The organism is Bradyrhizobium canariense, from assembly GCF_019402665.1.
Taxonomy (GTDB): Bacteria; Pseudomonadota; Alphaproteobacteria; order Rhizobiales; family Xanthobacteraceae; genus Bradyrhizobium; species Bradyrhizobium canariense.
This window is the reverse complement of record NZ_VSST01000059.1, coordinates 60,930-79,772: the sequence shown is the minus strand read 5'-3', so window position 1 is coordinate 79,772 and position 18,843 is coordinate 60,930. Positions and strand designations below refer to the sequence as shown.

The following is an 18,843-nucleotide window of genomic DNA, read 5'->3' as shown; positions in this document are numbered from 1 at the left end:
GCCTTGCGGCATGACGCTTCTCTACAAGGCCAACATGGTTCGCGGCGAGGAGTGGGCGGGCTTCTTCGCCGAGCGCGCGCCCGATGTGCCGTTCCGGCTCTGGCCCGACATCGGCGATCCCGCTGACGTCCGCTATCTCGTGGCGTGGGTGCCGCCGGACGACATCGCGACGACTTTCCCAAATCTCGAGCTCGTCTTCTCGGTCGGTGCGGGCGTCGACCAGTTCGACGCGTCAAAAGTTCCGCCGCACATTCCGCTGGTGCGCATGCTGGAGCCGGGCATTGCCGAGACGATGGTCGAATACGTCACCATGGCGGTGCTCGCGCTGCATCGCGACCTCCTGCCCTTCATTGCCCAGCAGAAGGAACAGGTCTGGCGCGAGATCCGGATCACGCCGGCCAAACGTCGGCGCGTCGGCGTGATGGGCCTCGGCCAACTCGGCCAGGCCGTGCTCGAACGGCTCAGAGCTTTCGATTTTCCACTTCTCGGCTGGAATCGCTCGCCGCGCGAGATCGAGGGCGTCGCCTGTTACGCAGGCATGGAGACGTTGCCGGATTTCCTTGTGCAGACCGACATTCTCGTCTGCCTGTTGCCTTTGACCGATCAGACCCGCGGCATCCTGAACGCGGATCTGTTCGCGCGCCTGCCGCGCGGCGCGTCGCTCGTCAACGTCGGGCGTGGCCCGCATCTGGTCGAAGCCGACTTTCTCGCGGCGCTCGACAGCGGCGCGTTGTCGGGTGCCGTCCTCGATGTCGCCGAGCCGGAGCCGCTGCCTGCGGGTCACCCTTTCTGGAGCCATCCGCGCATCCTGGTCACGCCGCACAATGCCAGCATGACCACGCCGGACACGGCGGTCGATTTCGTGCTCGATGTGATCGCGCGCCACCGCCGCGGTGAAGAATTGCCGGGGCGTGTCGACCGTGACCGTGGTTACTGAGGATGCGATGATGATGGTGACATCGATCCAGCCGCGGGCTCCTCTTACCTCTCCCGCTTGCGGGAGAGGTCGTGCCGAAGGCGCGGGTGAGGGCTCTCTCCTCTTGGGGGTTCTCGACTGCGGAGATACCCTCTCCCCAACCCTCCCCCGCAAGCGGGGGAGGGAGCGTGCTGTCTCCGCGGCAGGCCTTAGGGGGTATGCATGAGCAGCGGCGCAAGCGTGCCTGACCACGTCGCTGCCAACGCGCGGTCGCCGGTGCTGTCGGTTTCCGGCCTGACGACGTCCTTCATGCGCGAACGGCAATGGAGTCCCGTCGTCCGCGACGTGTCGTTCGATGTCGCCTCGCGAGAAACCGTGGCGATCGTCGGCGAGTCCGGTTCGGGCAAGAGCGTCACCGCGCTCTCGATCATGCGGCTCATTCCGAAGGAGAACGGCCGCGTCGAAGGCCGCGTCCAGCTTGCCGGCCGCGACCTGCTGACGCTGCCCGAAGCGAGCATGAAGGATGTTCGTGGCAACGAAGTCGCCATGATCTTCCAGGAGCCGATGACGAGCCTCAATCCGGTGCTGACCATCGGCTTCCAGATTGCAGAAGCACTGATCCAGCACCGCAGCCTGTCGCGTGCGGCGGCGGAGGTCGAGACCATCCGCCTGCTCGATCGTGTTCGCATCCCCGCGGCGAAATCGCGCTTCCACGAGCATCCGCATCGCTTCTCCGGCGGCATGCGCCAGCGCGTGATGATCGCGATGGCGCTGGCCTGCAAGCCGAGGCTGCTGATCGCGGATGAGCCGACCACGGCGCTCGACGTCACGATCCAGGCCCAGATCCTGGAGCTTCTGAAGGAGCTTCAGCAGGAAGAGGAGATGTCGATCCTCTTCATCACCCACGACATGGGCGTGGTTGCCGAGATCGCGGACCGCACCGTGGTGATGTATGGCGGCCAGGCGGTGGAGACTGACGCGACCGCGCGCATCTTTGCTTCAGCCTCGCATCCCTATACCCGCTCGCTGCTCGCGGCCGTGCCGCGCCTCGGCTCAATGGACGGCCGCCCCAGGCCGATGCGCTTTCCGATCGTGGACAAGGTGACGGGGACCTCCGACGAGCCGGCGGAGACGCCAGATACGGTCTCGATTGCCGAGCGACCGCTGCTCGAGGTCTCCAACCTCACGACGCGCTTTCCAATCCGCTCGGGCCTGTTCGGCAAGGTCTCGGGCCGCGTCCATGCGGTCGAGAACATCTCCTTCTCCTTGCGCGCCGGGGAGACGCTGGCGCTGGTCGGCGAATCCGGCTGCGGCAAGTCGACGACGGGCCGCTCCATTCTCAAGCTGACGGAGCCCGACAGCGGCACCGTTCTGGTCGACGGGCAGGATGTGCTGGCGATGAATGCCCGCACCTTGCGTGACTTTCGCAAGCAGATGCAGATCGTGTTCCAGGATCCGTTCGCGAGTCTCAACCCGCGCATGTCGGTGGGAACGGCGATTGCGGCCCCATTGCTCGCGAACGGGCTCGCCACGGCGTCGCAGGCGCGGGAGAAGGTCGCCGACCTGCTCGTTCGCGTTGGTCTCACCGCCGACATGGCCGCGCGCTTTCCGCACGAATTCTCCGGTGGCCAGCGCCAGCGCATCTGCATTGCCCGCGCGCTCGCGCTCGGACCGAAGCTGATCGTCGCGGACGAAGCGGTTTCGGCACTCGATGTTTCGGTCAAGGCGCAGGTCGTCAATCTGATGCTCGATCTTCAGGCCAGCATGGGACTTGCCTATCTCTTCATTTCCCATGATATCGCTGTGGTCGAGCGCATGAGCCATCGCGTCGCGGTGATGTATCTCGGCGAGATCGTCGAGACCGGCCCGCGCGCGGCCTTGTTCGGCAATCCGCAGCATCCCTATACGAAGAAGCTGATGGCGGCCGTGCCGGTGCCCGATCCAGCGCGCCGCGGCATCAGGCGCCAGGTAGCGAACGACGAAATCAGAAGCCCGGTGCGCTCGCCCGATTACCAGCCGCCCGTGCGCCAATATCGCGAGGTGTCGCCGGGCCACGTCGTCCAGGTCTGGGGCGAGGAATGGTCCAACTGACGTGCGCAGGCCGCAAATCCTTTCCAAAATGCACGATGAGGTCGCGCCGCGATCTGCCGGGCAGGTCAACGGTGTTGTCTTTCGCTCTGCCGGGCCTGTGACATCACGCTGAAATCACAATGAAATCATCGCGTCGCGACCCGGTGCGACGGCCGGCCGCGCCAGCTTCGTGCTATGCGCTGCAGCTGGACCGTTGGCCGTCGATCTCCGATAATGCGCGGATCTCGGGAAGGCCGGCGAAGGCGTGCCTTTACGGATGGATTTACTAGAATGACACAAGCAGGCGTCTACGGGCAGAGGCTCGGGCAGGGCCTTCGCTCCAAGCAAGCACCGGTCCTGATCACGCGTTCGCTGCACAGCGCCGAGCTCGCGGTCACCGAGGTTCGCAACGACGATCCGACGCCGGATATTTCCGGTTCCCTGGCTGCGGAAGATGCCTATCTCCTCAGCCTGAAACTCCGCGACTATCCGGATTGCGAATGCTGGGAGGAGGGCCGCTGTGTCACCAAGGCGGATGTTCGCGCAGGTGCGACCTATCTGTACGACCTCAAGCGCGACCCGCGCTATGTGATCGACAAGCCGTTTCACTCGCTCTTCTTCTATTTGCCGCGCTCGGCGCTCAACGGCATTGCCAGGCAACCGGGCGGGCCGCGCGTTGGCGAGCTCAGCTACGAGCCAGGTGTCGGTCATGACGACGAGGTCGTTCGACATGTCGGTGCCTCCTTGCGGCAAGGACTGTGCCGGCCCGACGAGACCAACCAGCTTTTCGTCGATCACATGATGCTTGCGCTCACCGCCCATGTCGCCCAGACCTATGGTGGGCTGAAGCCAGCCGCAGAACCGAGCCGCGGCGGTCTCGCGCCCTGGCAGGTGAAACGTGCGTGTGACCGGCTCGATTCCGATCTCTCGGGCAAGATCGCGCTGCAGCTGATCGCGACCGAGCTTGGTCTGTCAGTCAGCCACTTCTCACGCGCATTCCGGATTTCCACCGGCCTGCCGCCGCATCAATGGCTGCTTCAGCAGCGCGTCAAGGCGGCCAAGCAACTTATGACAGTCCGCGACCTGCCGTTGTCCGAGATTGCCATCTCGGCCGGATTTGCCAATCAGAGCCATTTCACGCGGGTGTTCTCGTCCATCGTCGGTGTCAGTCCGGGCGCGTGGCGCCGCGAAACGGATGGCGGACGGGACAAGGCTTGAACTTACCGGCGCTTCGCCAGCGAGATCGTGTAGGCCGTGCGGCGCGCCGCAAAGATCTCGTCCGGCGGATGGCCGATGCCGTCGGCAACATTGGCAGGATTGAAGATGGAGCCGTCGCAGGCCTCGTTGGCCTCAAGGCTGGTGATGACGATCGTCCCTAGCCGCACCTGCTCACGGTTGTCCTCGTCCGGCCATCGCAGGGTCACGTCCATGGTGGGATCGCCGGGACGGTCGAGCAAGGCCATCACGTTGAAGCGGACATCGCCGGCTGCGATCCTCCGCGCGAGATCGTCATGCAGGAAATCAGCCGACTTCGCCCTCGCTTCGTCCTCGCTCAAGGTGACGTCACCGCCCACAGGCGCGACCTTGAACTTGATGAAGCGGGTTTCACCCTTGGCGTTCGTCGCGGGAAAGGCGTGCACGCCCCAATAAGTCGTGCCGGCAAAGCTGCCGGGCAGCCGGCGTGCCGCGACGTAATTCGCCTGGTTCAGTGTTTCAGGATTGGCCGCGGAAAAGGCCCGGACCTTCTCGATGTCAGGCTTGCCGTCCGCGCCCGGGATGCGCGCCTCGAGGAAGGCGAGCATCTGGTCGAGCGTCCGTGCAAAATGCACCGGAGCGGTTTCCGTCAGGATGTCCGAGCGATGCGCGTCGTCGCCAAGCCTGAAGCTGAAGCCGCGCAGCACGAGATTGTTGGTGTCGGTCACCCCGGGATTGCCGCCGCCAACGGAGAAGCGCGCCAGCACGCGCGAGGGCTTGGTGAAACTCAGCGATCGCGTAATCTCTGCCGCGCGATCGGACGGGGCATAGGTCCCGCGCACACATCGACCCTTGGCGAAGCTCGCGCGCACCTTCGGCGGATTGCCTGCGACCGCCTTCAATGCATCGACGACCGCGGCGGGTGTTGCAGCGGGGGTGGGAAGTTCGGACATGGCTTGGCCTCCGGCGCGAGCGGCATGGCCAGGTTTTAGGTCTGGTGCAGCGCCGGCGTCTTTCCCAAAGCCGCGCTGCCTTGTCCGATCCTGCTGATTGCTTGCTCGCGCTTCGGGAATTCACGTGGGCAAAACATGGTATGAGTGGATAGATCTGATGTCGGCGAGACGCGGGACAACTTGTTTACTGATGGCTCTTTCAGCTCCCGCGCTCCCGGGTCTCGCGACGATGCAGACTTGTCCTCCGGAAATTGTGATCGGATAGAGCAACGGGGAACCGCGTTATGTGAACCGTCTCATATTCACCACTCTCTTTTCGAGCTATCACTCCCGCAAGAAATTGCCGCACCCGGATTTAACTGACAGGCACGGGTGAGATGCAATGCCTGCGTAGCCGCGTGCTCGCAGCTTTGGATTGGCTCTCGTCTTGCTCACGAGCAAGCCAGCCCCATCACTCAGCACAGATTTTTCAGAAGTTGGAATCAAGGCAATCGCAAAACGCGTCCACGAGGCTGCCTCTATTCGGGGTCGGCCGGTAGGCCGCTACTTACCTAAGAAGGAGACCCCCAATGAAAATTAGTGATGCAATTTCCAGCGCATTTTCCCTAACGAGGGGCTCCGGCAATCTTCGGATCGCTCGTTCCGGTCTGATCAGGTCGGCCCATCTTCTTGAAAGAATTGGGCTCGCAGCCGTTGGGGCCTCTTGCGGCCTCTATGTGGGTGCGGCCCTGTTGCGTGAGAAAGGCGGACTGTTTGAAAGCGGCTGGATCGTGCTGATAACGATGCTCTACGGAGCTCTTAGCTATTACGTCGGAATTGATTTGTCTCGCAGTGTCGCGCGGAAGTCGATTTCGAGCACCTCGGAAGAGTGGAATGGTTCCGAGCCGGCTGAGATCATGAGTGCGGCCGGAACGTTCGGCGCCGCGATTGCCGCAACTCTGTCCGTCAGCATCCTTGTCCTTGATCATAACCCAGCCAATGGGCTGATAGCCTTTGTTGCCGGCTGTTGGGTGGTTGGTTCTTCGCTCCAAGTCGCGGCGGGCACGATGGCTCGCAACTACGAAGCACGCATGGACAAGCAATGAAGGAATTGTGCTCACCCAATAACGTCTGCTTGGCGTCATGACGAGAGCACAAGCCGCAGCGTTGGATTCGGCTTCAGGTCCCGAGTGAGTCGTGATCACTCATCGCAACCTCTGTCGTGCAACGCTGCGTGAAGACGATGTTGGGTAGCGCAGTCGTTCGCATCGGGCGGCGACCCGGCTTGGAAGCCGTGTCGGTACTGAGTAACCTAAATTATCGCACAACAAACAAGACGTGCCATCATGGCGATGTTGGGATATCGTCCCCGCGCCGTGGTCCAAAATCCTGCTAACCGCCAACCACACGATCGGTGGAGCCAATGCAGATTGCGGAGTGGCTCGACAAACTGGGGCTTGGGCAATACGCAGAGCGTTTTGCCCAGAATGCAATCGACGTGGGCATCCTCCCCGAACTGATGGACGAGGACTTTGATAAGCTCGGAGTCCTGCTAGGCCATCGCCGCAAAATGCTGCGTGCTATTGCCGACCTCGATCCAGCCGCGTTGATCGCATCGCCGACGCCTCCTCAGGACGCCGAGCGGCGCCACCTCACCGTTATGTTTTGCGATCTGGTCGGCTCGACCGCGCTCTCGGCGCGTCTCGATCCCGAGGATATGTGGGAAGTGATCCGGGCCTACCGCGCCGCCTGCGCGAGCGTCGTTGCGGCTTATGACGGCAGGATAGCCAGGTTCGTCGGCGACGGAATACTCGTCTATTTCGGCTATCCTCGCGCCCACGAGGATGATGCGGAGCGCGCAGTGCGAGCGGGTCTCGACACTATCTCCGCAATTGGGCAGCTCAAAACAGGCGCCGACGAACGGGTTGAACTGCGCATCGCAATTGCGACAGGGCTTGTGGTGGTCGGTGACCTCATCAGCGGAGATGCGTCAGAGGAACAGGCAACAGTCGGCGACACACCAAACCTTGCCGCTCGGCTCCAGAGCCTGGCGGAACCGGGCGCGGTCGTCGTTGCTTCGTCGACGCGCCGGCTGCTTGGTGATCTCTTCACGTTTCGCAATCTCGGCCGCCGTGAGGTCAAGGGCATAGCCGAACCCATCGCAGTCTGGGCGGTGGAGGGAGCGATCGCATCCGAGAGTCGCTTCGAGGCGGTCCGCGCGGTACGCTCGATCGGTTTTGTCGGCCGCAGGGACGAGATCGAGTTCACTCTCTCGCGCCAGCGGCTGGCATGGCAGGGGCAGGGGCAGATGGTATTGATTTCTGGCGAAGCGGGCATCGGCAAGTCGCGCATTGTCGCAACGCTGTCCGAAAGCCCCTCGTTGGGGGCTCACCGCCGGGTGCGATATCAGTGTTCGCCCTACCATATCAACAGTGCGCTCCATCCCTTTGTCGCGCAGCTCGAGCGCGCCGCCGGCATCAGGTCGCACGACACGCCTGGGCAAAAGCTCGACAAGCTCGAGGCAATGCTGGCGCTTGGAACACAGCAGGTCGCCCAAGCGACACCGCTCATTGCGGCTCTCCTTTCGATTCCCACCGACGACCATTGTCCGCCGCTGAGTTTGAGCCCGGCGCAGCAGCGGCGACAGACATTTGCCGCCCTTCTGGATCAACTTGAGGGGTTGGCGCGAGAGCAACCCCTGCTGATTATCTGCGAGGATATGCATTGGGCCGATGCCACGACACTTGAACTGTTCGATCTCGCGGTCGATCGGATCAGAGGACTGCCGATACTCGTGCTCATGACATCTCGGCCAGAGTTCGAGCCCTCCTGGTCGGGCCTTGCCAACGTCAGTCTGTTGCGGCTCGACCGACTCGATCGGCAGGACTCGCGCGCGCTGGTCGAACAGGTGGCCGTTGGTCGCCAGCTGCCACGCGAGATGATGAAGCAGATCATCGATAGGACGGATGGCATCCCACTATTCGTCGAGGAATTGACCAAGATGGTGCTGGAGTCCGGGCTACTCGTCGAAGATGCCGGGCGCTATCGCCTCGATAATCCGCTCCCGCCGCTCGCTATTCCCGCGACGCTGCAGGATTCGCTGATGGCGCGGCTTGACCGGCTGGCCCCGGTCAAGGAGTTGGCGCAGATAGGCGCCGCCATCGGTCGCGACTTTTCATACGCGCTGCTGAGATATGTGGCGGGACGCGATGATCTGACGCTGAGCGCTGCGCTAGCGCAACTCGAAGAGGCCGAACTGCTGGTGCGTCGCGGGGCTCCGCCCGAAGCAAACTATAGTTTCAAGCACGCTCTCGTTCAGGAAGCGGCCTACGAGAGCCTGCTCAAGAGCAAACGGCAGGTGCTTCACAAGCGCATCGGCGATGTCCTGCGCGAGAAGTTTCCAGTCGTCGCCGAGACTGAGCCGGAAGTTCTGGCACACCACTTCACTGAGGCGGGGCTGAACGAGGTCGCCCTCGAATGGTGGCGCAAGGCGGGCCTGCAGGCGCTGAAACGCTCCGCCTATTCCGAGGCGATTGCACATCTCGGCAAGGCGATTGCCGTCGCCGATGAGCTGCCCGATGAGCACGACCGGATGATGAGTAGGCTACATCTTCAAATCGCATATGGCCGTGCATTACGGGGCAGCCTCGGGCACAGCGCTCCCGAAACGGTAGCCGCATGGACGCGCGCCCGACAGTTCGCAGCCGACATCAATGATCCGGTTGAACTTGCGCCAGTCCATTCGGGTCTCTTCAATGCCTGCCTGACACACGGCGAACTCGCGCCGATGCGGGCGCTGGTGGATGCCATCGTGAACGCCGCTGAACGGCGACCGGACTCACCGGTGGCCGCCGTCGTTGCACATTGGACGGGCGGGGTTACCTGCTGGTTCGGGGGCGACTACTTGAACGCGAGAGTACATCTTGAGAAGGCACTAGAGATCTATGGTGACGAGCCGGATCCCGCGACGTTTAGGGGCTCGGCACTGGATCTCCCATTCGTGATCATGAGGTTTCTTGCCCTGGTGCTTTGGCCGCTTGGCAGGATCGCTCGCGCACGTCGCCTCGCCGTGGAAGCGATAAGTGCTTCCGGAGAAAAACGGGCGCTTTCTCAGGCCAATGCGCTTGTTCATCGAGCTGTGTTCGACGGACTATGCGGGGGCATGTTGCAGCAAACAGAGACGATCCTGGCGCTCGGTCTCGCTCGCGACCACACGATGCCGCTGTATGTGGCCGCCGGCACCTACCTGAATGGCCTGGCCAAGTGGCGTGCCGGCGACGGAATGGCCGGGCTAACGGAAATGCGTCGCGGCTGGACCTTGCTGCACGAGAATGACTGCTACCTCTGTGAGCCGTTTTGGGGGATGCATGTCGCGATGGCGGATGCAGAGTCGGGCCGACTCGAAAACGGGCTCGAAATCTTGAGCGGATTGATCGCATGGGCGGGGCAATCCGGTCAGCATTGGCTTGATGCCGAGCTGCATCGCGTCTACGGGGAGCTTTTGTTGCGTCATGATCCTTCGGACCTAGCCAGTGCCGAAAATGCGCTAAACCGAGCGCTGGAAATCGCACGGCACCAACAGGTGAAGACTTTCGAGCTGCGCAGCGCCCTTGGACTTGCACGCCTGCACAAGACAAATGGCCGAGCGGGCGCGGTATCCGAGGTGCTTGCTCCCGTGCTCGCTGAATTCGATGCGGAGCGCAATCTTCCCGAAGTCGTTGAAGCCAGAGAGCTGCTCAAGCAAGTGCATTAGGCACGTGCGGTTTCTCTAGCTGGCCGTTTGGTCAGGAGAGGCGTCGAGATCCTGCCCCAGCATCTCCGGTCGCCTCACTGCAATGCGCGTTGAAGTTCGCTCGTGACGTACGGGCCAGGGGCTGACGGGTTACGAATTCACGTGCACAAAATCCCGCAGCAGCGGGTAGATCTCGTTGTTCCAGCGCTTGCCCGAGAACACGCCATAATGGCCGACGCCGGCCTGCATGTGGTGAACGCGGCGGTAGGCGCGCACGCCGGTGCAGAGGTCTTGCGCGGCCAGCGTCTGGCCGATCGAGCAGATGTCGTCCTTCTCGCCCTCGACCGTCATCAGCCCCATGCGGCTGACGGCCTTGGTGTCCACCGGACGTCCCCGATGCATCAGCTTGCCCTGGGGCAGAAGATGCTCCTGGAACACGTCGCGCACGGTCTCGATGTAGAACTCGGCAGGCAGGTCCATCACGGCGAAATATTCGTCGTAGAAGGTCTTGATGCTGGCCGCCTTCTCCTTCTCGCCCTTGGCGATGTGATCGGCGAGATCGATATGCTGCTTGATGTGGCGCTCGAGATTCATCGAGACGAAGGCGGTGAGCTGCACGAAGCCGGGATAGACTTTCCGCAAGGCACCGCGGCACTGCATCGGCACGTAGTTGATCAGGTTCTGCTCGAACCAGTCGATTGGCCTGCTCTTGGCGAATTCGTTGACCCTGGTCGGCTGGATGCGCGTGTCGATCGGGCCGGCCATCAGCGTCAGCGTCGCCGGCCGCGAAGGATGGTTGCCCTCGCACATGATCGCGGCGGCCGCGAGCGCCGAGACCGAGGGCTGGCAGATCGCGACCATATGCGGGCGCGGGCCCAATTGGCCGAGGAAGTCGATGAGATGCTCGGTATAGTCGTCGAGCCCGAAACGGCCCTCGCTGCGGGGAATGTCGCGCGGATTGTGCCAGTCGGTGATGTAGACGTCGTGGTCCTGGAGCAGCGTCTTCACGGTGCCGCGCAGCAGCGTCGCGAAATGGCCGGACATCGGCGCCACCAGCAGCATGCGCGGCTGCTCGCCCACGCCCTCCTTCTTGAAACGCAGCAGCGAGCCGAACGGGGTCGCGTAAGCGATCTCCTCGGTCACGGCGACCTCGCGATTGCCGACCATGACGCTGTCGATGCCGTAGGCGGGACGGTGATAGGTGAGGGTGGAGCGGGAGATCAGCTCCAGCGCGGCCGACAGCCGGCCGACGACCTGATCCGACAAGCCCTGCGGCACCAGATTGAGGAATTTGAGCGCGGACGAAGCGCCCGACCGCCACGGCGCCGTCAGGTCCATTTGGTTCTGAAAGGCCTGATAATACATCGACATCATACTGAAACGCCCACCTGTCCCGTGCTGCTATGCAACATCGGAGCCAAACCCGGGATGGGCCGCCCTCAAGATTGGCACGTCGCTTGCTGCTCTTTTTGCGGGAAGCACAGGCGCTGCGCACTCCCGCAGTCCGGGCGGGGTGCATGTCTTAGGCGTGAGTCACAGGCGTGAGGGAAGGCCACATGGCGAAGGCGACACTGACCATCAGCAGCAAGAACTATTCGTCCTGGTCGCTGCGTGGCTGGCTGCTGACGAAATTTTCCGGGCTCGATTTCGAGGAGATCGTCACCGCGCCGGACGACGCGTCGGCGCGCGCCGAAATCCTGCTGTTGTCGTCATCGATCCTGGTGCCGTGCCTGCGGCACGACGGCGCGGTCGTCTGGGATACGCTGGCGATCGGCGAATATCTCAACGAGGCGATGCCGAATGCAGGGCTGTTGCCCGCGGATCGCGTCCAGCGCGCGCATTGCCGCTCGATCTGCGGCGAAATCCATTCCGGCTTCACCACCTTGCGCGCCTCGCTGCCGGTCAATTTGAAGGGGCACTTCCCCGGCTTCAAGATCTGGTCGCGCGCGCAGGCCGACATCGATCGCGTCTGGGCGATCTGGCGCGACTGCCTGGACAAATCGGGCGGGCCCTTCTTGTTTGGCGAGACCCGCACCATGGCTGACGCGATGTACGCACCGGTAGTGACGCGCTTCGTGACCTATAACGTCAAGCTCGAGCCGCAACTGCAGGCCTATGCCGATACCATCATGGCCATGCCGGAGATGAAGGAATGGATCGCGGCGGCAAGGGATGAGCCGGCCGAGATCGAGGAGCTCGAGGTCGAATATTAGGCAGGCCGGTTGCCATCTGCCTGTTTTGGGAGCGAGCATCCAACCGCCGCACCCCCGCAGTCATGTCATTGAAAGCCGTTAACTTTTGGCGCTGGTGGCCGGCTGGCCCTGCTCACGCGTTGCGCAGATATTGTATGCGCCTGGTGGCCAGTTGCGACATCTAGCCGTGAACAGGCGCGTACGGGGCCCTGCGGCTGATTCGGACGTGATTCGTTCGGGCCGCGTTCCCGAGGTTAAGACGGGACGCGGCCCCGTTGCATTTTGAGACAGAAATCAGTGCTCAGGCCACGCCCGAATGCTTCATGCGCGGGACGCGCCAGCCGATGACGGTAGCTTCGACGGCGACGCCGGCCGTGTGGTTCTGCCACCGTCCCTCGACATAGCGGCAGGCGAACGGCAGCTGATAAGTCCCGCTGTGGTCCTCGCACAGCACTTCGACTGCAAGGCCAGGCGGCGGTTCTCCGGCGCCGTCGAATTCCGCCAGTCGTCTGTCGCGCGTTGCCATCAAAAACTCCCCTAAACAAAGCCGCGGAAGGAGCGCCCATTTCCTCCGCATGCAGATCATCGCTCCCCGTCCGAGGGAACAGCTGCAAGCTCAACGCGAGAATGCGGTGCGAGTGTGGTAGCCTCGGCAGGCTGCGTGCAAAAAGCGCACATTGCCGTGATTGATTTGACGAGGAACCTGCATGTTGCTTCGAAGCGCCGGCGTCTGTTTCGCGATGGTACTCGCCACGCTGGCGATTGTGCCGGTCCGCGCGCAGGACGTGCCCGGCATCGAGATCTGCACCGTCGAGAAGACGATGGAGCGCCGCACCAGCTGCCTCCAGAGCAATGTCGACTTCCTCCAGAAGACGATCACCAAGCTGAACCTCGATCACCAGCAGAAGCTGGACGCCGCCGGTCGCCAGATCGATGCGTTGAAGACGACCGTGGCCGGTTTGCAGAAGACGCTCGGCGATCTCCAGGCCGCGCAGGCGAAGATCGCAGAGGATGTGAAGAAGAAACAGGATGCGCCGCCGAAGGATGCGGCGAAATAGGCGCCGCGCTCAGGCGACGCGATATCGCTCCATCACGCTGCGATCGGGCTCATAGCCGAGTCCCGGTCCGGTGGGCACCGCGACATGGCCGGTGGCATCGACATCGGCGCGGCCGCCCCAGAGGCAGGCCTCGCGCTTCAGATAAAACATCTCGACGAAGCCGTCGTCGCGCCCCGCCAAAAGATGCAAGGTCGCCAGCAGGCCGGGGCCGAAATACGGGGAGTGCGGAACGATCTTGACGCCGAGCCGATCCGCGAGCGCCGCAACCTTCAGAAATTCCGTGATGCCGCCGACCTTGATCACCGACGGCTGGGCGTGGCTGACCGCGCCCGCATCCATCATCTGGCGGAATTGATATTCGGTGCAGGCGTTCTCGCCGGCGGCGACGCCGAGCCCGCCCTTGCTGCGGACTTCGGCGAGCGCCGCAAAATCCTCCGGCGGCCAGACCGGCTCCTCCAGGAACATCGGCTGCGCGTCCCGGCATGTGCTGGCGAACGCGATCGCCTCTTCGCCTGATAGCGGGCAGTTCATGTCCACCATCAGCGGAATGCCGGGCCCGATCGCCGCGCGGGCGGCAAACACCGCCGGCGCCGTGGTCTCGTGCAGCTTGATGGCGCCGTAGCCGAGCGCGAGCGCCTTCTTGCATTCGGCGGCGATATTGTCGGGCGAGCCGATCCGCAACAGGCTCGCATAGGCCGGAATGGCCGGGCGCCTGGTGCCGCCGAGCAGGCGGTGCAGCGGCACGTCCTTGATCTTGGCGGCGAGGTCCCACAGCGCGATGTCCAGCCCGGAGATCGCGAACATGGTGATGCCGTAACGCCCGAACAGATGCAGGTTACGCTGGATCTGCTCCATCACCGCGGGAATGCCGGCGGCATCGGGAACCTCCAGCCCGCGGGCCTGCGGTGCGATCATTTCCTCGACGGCACTGCGCGTGGTGCGGGGGCAGACATAGGCGAAGGCATCGCCCCAGCCGGTCAAGCCGGCGTCGGTGGTGACCTCGACGATCACCATGTCGAGGGCGGTGATGGCGGAGGCGCCCTGACGGAAGCTCGCGACACCGGCGTCATAGGGGATGCGGATATGGTGCGGCCGCACATCGGTGATCTTCATGACGCGGTTCCTCCTGCTTTCTCGTGAGCGGTTTCAAGAACAACCCGAGTGTAGCCATGAACGCCCGGACGTTGCCAGTGGCTGTTCCAGCGTTATCCTCTTGCGGGACCGCAACGCCAATCAAGCGAAACCCGCGGACTTCCATGCATCATGGTCGCGCTTCGAACGAGAGAGACGCCATGAACCCAGCCCAGCGTGCGCTCTGGTATGTCGAGAGCCATCTGGCCGAGCCGATGACGCTCGACGAGATCGCTGCGATATCGGGCGTGTCGCGGTTCCACATCGTGCGCGCGTTTGCCGCAGCCACCGGCCTGCCGGTGATGCGGTACGTGCGCGCGCGGCGGCTGAGCGAAGCGGCGCGCAGTCTTGCGAACGGCGCGCCGGACATCCTGTCGCTGGCGCTGGAGGCGGATTACGGCTCGCACGAAGCATTCACCCGCGCGTTCCGCGACCAGTTCGGCACCACGCCCGAAGCGGTGCGGGCCGCGCAATGCACCGGCCATCTCAAGCTTCAGGAGCCGATCCTCATGGACTCAACCATCGCAGACAAACTCGCCGCCCCGCGCTTCGAAACCACAAGGGCCTTCCTCGTCGCTGGCATCAACGAGCGCATTTCCTGCGACAACGGCGCGGCCATTCCTGGACTGTGGCAGCGCTTCCACCAGGAGGTCGCCGACATTCCCGCGCGCGTTGGGCCCGTCGCCTATGGCGTCTGCTGCAACAGCGACGATGCCGGCAATTTCGACTACATCGCCGGCGTCGAGGTCGCCGATTTCTCCGAGCTGCCGCGCCGCTTCGGCCGTATCCGTATCCCCGAGCAGCGCTACGCGGTGTTCACCCACGCCGACCACGTCGCCTCGATCAGGCGTACCGTCAACGCGATCTGGAATCAGTGGCTGCCGGCCTCCGGCCTGAAGGCTGCCGATGCACCGAATTTCGAGCGCTACGACGAGAACTTCGATCCCGCCACCGGCAATGGCGGCCTGGAGATTTGGATACCCGTGCGAGATTAGCGCGCAACGCTGGCATACCATCCCGCTTGCTTGGCAAGCCCCGGCGACTTTGTCATAACCGCAGGCAATCTTGCGTGTGGGGCCCGTGCCGGACATCCCGTGCAAGTCATAACAAGCAGCCGGGAGGGTCCCACATGTCCAACGTCCGCGTTCTCGCCACCGACCTCGAATTTCCCGAAGGGCCGGTCGTGATGCCGGACGGCTCGGTGGTGTTGGTGGAAATCCGCGGCCAGCGCCTGACCCGGATCCATCCCGACGGGCGCAAGGAGATCGTCGCGAAGATTCCGGGCGGCCCGAACGGCGCGGCCCTCGGGCCGGACGGCAAGATCTACATCTGCAACAATGGCGGCTTCTCCTGGATCCCGACCCGTAACATGATCATGCCGGGTCCGCAGCCCGACGATTACCTCGGTGGCTCGATCCAGCGCGTCGATCTGCAATCCGGCCAGATCGAAACCGTCGTGACGCGTTGCGGCGAGCACGATCTGCGCGGGCCGAACGATCTGGTGTTCGACAAGCAGGGCGGCCTCTGGTTCTCCGATCTCGGCAAGCGCCGCGCGCGCGAGATGGACGTCGGCGGCATGTACTATCTCAAGCCCGGCATGAAGGAGATCGTCGAGGTCGTTCATGGCGTGTTGCCGGCAAACGGCATCGGCCTGTCGCCGGACGAGGCCACCGTCTACATCGCGGAGACGCCGACGGGCCGGCTCTGGGCCTACGAGCTGTCCGCGCCCGGCACGCTGAAGCCGCGCGACGTGATCTATCGCGGCGAGCGGGGCAAACCGATCTGCGGCCTCGGCGGCTACCAGATGTTCGACTCGCTGGCGGTCGAAGCGAACGGCAATGTCTGCGTCGCCACCCTCGTCTCCGGCTGCATCTCGGTGATCGCACCCGATGGCACCCTGGTCGAGCAGGTCCCGACCGGCGACCGCGTCACCACCAACATTGCCTTCGGCGGCCCCGAGCTGAAGACCGCCTACATCACGCTCTCAGGCAAGGGCGAGCTGATCGCCATGGACTGGCCGCGCGGCGGTTTGCCGTTGAATTTCCTGAACAAGTGAGCCAAGCCGTCATTGCGAGGAGCGAAGCAATCCGGCAGACCCTCACCCTGAGGAGCGCGCCCTTCGCGCGCGTCTCGAAGGGCGAGGCCACCAGCAGGGCCTTCATCCTTCGAGACGCGCGTGCCGCGCTCCTCAGGATGAGGAGCTGACAGCCTGGATTGGTTCGCTTCGCTCGCAATGACAACAGAGAGAGACCTGCAATGCCCTGGCCTGATCCCATCACCCTGCGCGGACAGCATGCCGGTCTGGAGCCGCTGTCGCATCAGCACCGCGAGGGGCTGATCGAGGCCGTGAAGGATGGCGAGCTCTCCACCATCTGGTACACCGCGATTCCGACGCCGGACAACATGGGCAAGGAAATCGACCGGCGGCTCGGTCTTCAGGCCGCGGGCTCGATGCTCCCCTTCACCGTGTTCGATAGCAACGGTAAGATCGTGGGCATGACGACCTACATGAACATCGATGCCGCCAACCGCCGCGTGGAGATCGGTTCGACCTGGTATGGCAAGAGCGCGCAGCGCGGCCCACTCAACACGCAGTGCAAGCTGCTGCTGCTCACCCACGCCTTCGAAACCCTGGACTGCATCGCGGTGGAATTCCGCACCCACTTCTTCAATCACCAGAGCCGCCGCGCCATCGAGCGTTTGGGCGCCAAGCAGGACGGCATCCTGCGCAGCCATCAGGTCGCGCCGAACGGCACGCTGCGCGATACTGTGGTCTACAGCATCACCGCGGCCGAATGGCCGACGGTGCGAACGCATTTGAATTATCAACTCAACGACAAGCCGCGCTAGAGGCGGCCGAGGCACCATGGACAGATTTGATTATGTGATCGTCGGCGCGGGCTCCGCCGGTTGCGTGCTCACCAGCCGCCTGAGCGAAGACCCTGCCACCAGCGTCTGCGTGCTCGAGGCGGGCCCGAGCGACTGGCATCCCTACATCCATCTGCCGGCTGGCTTCATCAAGACCTTCCACATGAAGAGCATCAACTGGGCCTACCAGCAGGAGGTCGGGCCCTGGACCGGCGGGCGCAGCATCTACGCGCCGCGCGGCAAGACGCTCGGCGGTTCGTCCTCGATCAACGGCCATATCTACAATCGCGGCCAGCGCATGGATTTCGACACCTGGGCGCAGATGGGCAATCGCGGCTGGGGCTATGCCGACGTGCTGCCCTACTTCCGGCGGCTGGAGAAGCGCGTCGGCGAGGGCGAGGACGTTTACCGCGGCCGCGACGGCAATCTCACCGTTACCACCATGAACTGGCGCGATCCGCTTTGCGAAGCCTTCATGGAAGGCGCGGTGAGCCTCGGCATTCCACGCAACCCCGACTACAACGGCGCGAAGCAGGAAGGCGTCTCGTATTGCCAGCGCACCATCGATAAGGGCTTGCGCGTCTCCGGCGCCACCGCCTTTCTCAAGCCCGCGATGAAGCGGCCGAACGTGCACGTCCACACCCACGCGCACGCGACCGAGATCATCTTCGAAGGCAAGCGCGCCGTCGGCGTGCGCTACATGAAGGGCGGCTCTGGCGGCACGCCGGTCGAGGTCCGCGCCAACAAGGAAGTGATCCTGTCCGGCGGCACCTATAATTCACCGCAGCTGTTGCAGTTGTCCGGCATCGGCTCACCGGATCTGTTGCAGGCCCACGGCATCGCCGTGCGTCACGCGCTGCCGGTCGGCGAGGGCCTGCAAGATCACTACGCGCCGCGCACGGTCGCGCGCGTCAAAGACATCAGGACTATCAACGAGCTCCGCCGTGGTCTGTCGCTCTGGGTCGAAGCGCTGAAATGGGCTACCACGCGCGGCGGCCTGCTGTCGCTGTCGCCGACCATGGTCTATTGCTTCTGGCACTCCGGCGAGAGTGCGGATAGCTCCGACTTGCAGCTCACCTTCACACCGGCGAGCTACAAGGAAGGCGTGCAGGGCCAGCTCGAGGACGAGCCCGGCATGACTGTGGCCTCCTGGCAGCAGCGCCCCGAGAGCCGCGGATATGTCCGCATCCGCTCGTCTGATCCGTTCGCGCCGCCGATCATCCAAACCAACTATCTCGACGCCGAGCTCGACCGCCGCGTCATCGTCGGCGGCATGAAGCTTGCGCGCAGGCTTTTGAAGAGCGCGCCGCTGTCGCCCTATTACGCCTACGAGGATTTCCCGGGTCCCAACATCAACACTGACGACGAATTCCTGGCCGCAGCCACCGAGCGCGGCACCACCACCTTCCACCCCGGCTGCACCTGCCGCATGGGCCCGGCGGATTCGACCTGGGCGGTGGTCGACGACCAGCTCCGCGTTCACGGGGTGCAAGGTCTCCGCGTCATCGACGCCTCCGTGATGCCGCGCATGATCTCGGCCAACCTCAATGCCTCCACCATGATGATCGCCGACCGCGCCTCAGACCTCATCCGCGGCAAGCAGCCGATGGAAGCCGCGCGCGTGCCGGATGCGGCGCTGGCGTGACCTTGTAGGGTGGGTTAGCGAAGCGTAACCCACCACGCCTCTCGACGCGGAGACAAAGGAGGTGGGCTACGCTGACGCTGACCCACCCTACAAGCTGATCATCCA

Annotated in this window: 15 protein-coding genes; 11 read left to right on the top strand and 4 right to left on the bottom strand. The window is 63.7% G+C overall.

The features are described 5' to 3' along the window. Nucleotides 1-10 precede the first annotated feature (10 nt). The 3 genes from FXB41_RS29450 (at nucleotide 11) to FXB41_RS29440 (ending at nucleotide 4,204) form a co-directional block, all read left to right on the top strand. Nucleotides 11-937 carry a 2-hydroxyacid dehydrogenase gene (locus FXB41_RS29450; protein WP_219684260.1) on the top strand — a complete coding sequence of 309 codons (927 nt, stop codon included), beginning with the start codon at nucleotides 11-13 and terminating at the stop codon, nucleotides 935-937. Between the two features lie 201 nt (nucleotides 938-1,138). Then, nucleotides 1,139-3,007, top strand: a complete 1,869-nt coding sequence (locus FXB41_RS29445; protein WP_219684258.1) for an ABC transporter ATP-binding protein — start codon at nucleotides 1,139-1,141, stop codon at nucleotides 3,005-3,007. Between the two features lie 270 nt (nucleotides 3,008-3,277). Further along, the gene (locus FXB41_RS29440) at nucleotides 3,278-4,204 is read left to right on the top strand and encodes an AraC family transcriptional regulator (RefSeq protein WP_219684257.1); all 927 of its coding nucleotides are present in this window, start codon (nucleotides 3,278-3,280) and stop codon (nucleotides 4,202-4,204) included. A gap of 2 nt (nucleotides 4,205-4,206) precedes the next feature. Here FXB41_RS29440 and FXB41_RS29435 read toward each other — a convergent pair whose 3' ends face one another. After that, nucleotides 4,207-5,133, bottom strand: a complete 927-nt coding sequence (locus FXB41_RS29435) for a catalase family peroxidase (protein WP_219684256.1) — start codon at nucleotides 5,131-5,133, stop codon at nucleotides 4,207-4,209. 569 nt (nucleotides 5,134-5,702) lie between these two features. Between FXB41_RS29435 and FXB41_RS29430 the strand changes: the two genes are divergently transcribed. Together FXB41_RS29430 and FXB41_RS29425 are read left to right on the top strand one after the other, a co-directional pair. Continuing rightward, a complete protein-coding gene (locus tag FXB41_RS29430; protein ID WP_007595598.1) occupies nucleotides 5,703-6,218 on the top strand; it encodes a hypothetical protein in 516 nt (171 codons plus the stop codon). 317 nt (nucleotides 6,219-6,535) lie between these two features. Beyond that, nucleotides 6,536-9,865, top strand: a complete 3,330-nt coding sequence (locus FXB41_RS29425; RefSeq protein ID WP_219684255.1) for an adenylate/guanylate cyclase domain-containing protein — start codon at nucleotides 6,536-6,538, stop codon at nucleotides 9,863-9,865. Between the two features lie 129 nt (nucleotides 9,866-9,994). Here the strand turns inward: FXB41_RS29425 and FXB41_RS29420 are convergent, their stop codons facing one another. Further along, on the bottom strand, nucleotides 9,995-11,218 hold the full coding sequence (locus tag FXB41_RS29420; protein WP_007595596.1) for a polyhydroxyalkanoate depolymerase: 1,224 nt from the start codon (nucleotides 11,216-11,218) through the stop codon (nucleotides 9,995-9,997). A 182-nt stretch (nucleotides 11,219-11,400) separates the two neighbouring features. Here FXB41_RS29420 and FXB41_RS29415 point away from each other — a divergent pair, with 182 nt between their 5' ends. Next, the gene (locus FXB41_RS29415; RefSeq protein WP_007595595.1) at nucleotides 11,401-12,057 is read left to right on the top strand and encodes a glutathione S-transferase family protein; all 657 of its coding nucleotides are present in this window, start codon (nucleotides 11,401-11,403) and stop codon (nucleotides 12,055-12,057) included. Nucleotides 12,058-12,337: 280 nt separating this feature from the next. Here FXB41_RS29415 and FXB41_RS29410 read toward each other — a convergent pair whose 3' ends face one another. After that, a complete protein-coding gene (locus FXB41_RS29410; protein WP_007595594.1) occupies nucleotides 12,338-12,562 on the bottom strand; it encodes a hypothetical protein in 225 nt (74 codons plus the stop codon). A gap of 181 nt (nucleotides 12,563-12,743) precedes the next feature. Here FXB41_RS29410 and FXB41_RS29405 point away from each other — a divergent pair, with 181 nt between their 5' ends. Next, complete coding sequence (locus tag FXB41_RS29405) at nucleotides 12,744-13,094, top strand: hypothetical protein (RefSeq protein WP_219684254.1); 351 nt, start codon at nucleotides 12,744-12,746, stop codon at nucleotides 13,092-13,094. A 9-nt stretch (nucleotides 13,095-13,103) separates the two neighbouring features. On the opposite strand, the gene FXB41_RS29400 is transcribed toward FXB41_RS29405, so the two are convergent. After that, complete coding sequence (locus FXB41_RS29400; RefSeq protein WP_219684252.1) at nucleotides 13,104-14,207, bottom strand: mandelate racemase/muconate lactonizing enzyme family protein; 1,104 nt, start codon at nucleotides 14,205-14,207, stop codon at nucleotides 13,104-13,106. Nucleotides 14,208-14,386: 179 nt separating this feature from the next. Between FXB41_RS29400 and FXB41_RS29395 the strand changes: the two genes are divergently transcribed. The 4 genes from FXB41_RS29395 (at nucleotide 14,387) to FXB41_RS29380 (ending at nucleotide 18,738) form a co-directional block, all read left to right on the top strand. Then, a complete protein-coding gene (locus tag FXB41_RS29395) occupies nucleotides 14,387-15,220 on the top strand; it encodes an AraC family transcriptional regulator (protein WP_219684250.1) in 834 nt (277 codons plus the stop codon). A 134-nt stretch (nucleotides 15,221-15,354) separates the two neighbouring features. Next, nucleotides 15,355-16,281 carry an SMP-30/gluconolactonase/LRE family protein gene (locus FXB41_RS29390; RefSeq protein ID WP_219684249.1) on the top strand — a complete coding sequence of 309 codons (927 nt, stop codon included), beginning with the start codon at nucleotides 15,355-15,357 and terminating at the stop codon, nucleotides 16,279-16,281. A gap of 200 nt (nucleotides 16,282-16,481) precedes the next feature. Then, nucleotides 16,482-17,075 (top strand): GNAT family N-acetyltransferase, encoded by a 594-nt coding sequence (locus FXB41_RS29385; protein ID WP_219684248.1) that lies wholly within the window; start codon nucleotides 16,482-16,484, stop codon nucleotides 17,073-17,075. A 16-nt stretch (nucleotides 17,076-17,091) separates the two neighbouring features. Beyond that, nucleotides 17,092-18,738: a GMC family oxidoreductase gene (locus tag FXB41_RS29380; RefSeq protein WP_219684247.1), complete on the top strand. Its 1,647-nt coding sequence runs from the start codon at nucleotides 17,092-17,094 to the stop codon at nucleotides 18,736-18,738. Nucleotides 18,739-18,843 lie beyond the last annotated feature (105 nt).

Excerpts from the sequence above, each read along its gene's own strand:
- FXB41_RS29430 (WP_007595598.1), top strand. The coding sequence starts at position 5,703 with ATGAAAATTAGTGATGCAATTTCCAGCGCATTTTCCCTAACGAGGGGC.
- FXB41_RS29390 (WP_219684249.1), top strand. The coding sequence starts at position 15,355 with ATGTCCAACGTCCGCGTTCTCGCCACCGACCTCGAATTTCCCGAAGGG.
- FXB41_RS29425 (WP_219684255.1), top strand. The coding sequence starts at position 6,536 with ATGCAGATTGCGGAGTGGCTCGACAAACTGGGGCTTGGGCAATACGCA.
- FXB41_RS29405 (WP_219684254.1), top strand. The coding sequence starts at position 12,744 with ATGTTGCTTCGAAGCGCCGGCGTCTGTTTCGCGATGGTACTCGCCACG.
- FXB41_RS29380 (WP_219684247.1), top strand. The coding sequence starts at position 17,092 with ATGGACAGATTTGATTATGTGATCGTCGGCGCGGGCTCCGCCGGTTGC.
- FXB41_RS29445 (WP_219684258.1), top strand. The coding sequence starts at position 1,139 with ATGAGCAGCGGCGCAAGCGTGCCTGACCACGTCGCTGCCAACGCGCGG.
- FXB41_RS29395 (WP_219684250.1), top strand. The coding sequence starts at position 14,387 with ATGAACCCAGCCCAGCGTGCGCTCTGGTATGTCGAGAGCCATCTGGCC.
- FXB41_RS29435 (WP_219684256.1), bottom strand. The coding sequence starts at position 5,133 with ATGTCCGAACTTCCCACCCCCGCTGCAACACCCGCCGCGGTCGTCGAT.
- FXB41_RS29440 (WP_219684257.1), top strand. The coding sequence starts at position 3,278 with ATGACACAAGCAGGCGTCTACGGGCAGAGGCTCGGGCAGGGCCTTCGC.
- FXB41_RS29400 (WP_219684252.1), bottom strand. The coding sequence starts at position 14,207 with ATGAAGATCACCGATGTGCGGCCGCACCATATCCGCATCCCCTATGAC.
- FXB41_RS29410 (WP_007595594.1), bottom strand. The coding sequence starts at position 12,562 with ATGGCAACGCGCGACAGACGACTGGCGGAATTCGACGGCGCCGGAGAA.
- FXB41_RS29385 (WP_219684248.1), top strand. The coding sequence starts at position 16,482 with ATGCCCTGGCCTGATCCCATCACCCTGCGCGGACAGCATGCCGGTCTG.
- FXB41_RS29420 (WP_007595596.1), bottom strand. The coding sequence starts at position 11,218 with ATGATGTCGATGTATTATCAGGCCTTTCAGAACCAAATGGACCTGACG.
- FXB41_RS29450 (WP_219684260.1), top strand. The coding sequence starts at position 11 with ATGACGCTTCTCTACAAGGCCAACATGGTTCGCGGCGAGGAGTGGGCG.
- FXB41_RS29415 (WP_007595595.1), top strand. The coding sequence starts at position 11,401 with ATGGCGAAGGCGACACTGACCATCAGCAGCAAGAACTATTCGTCCTGG.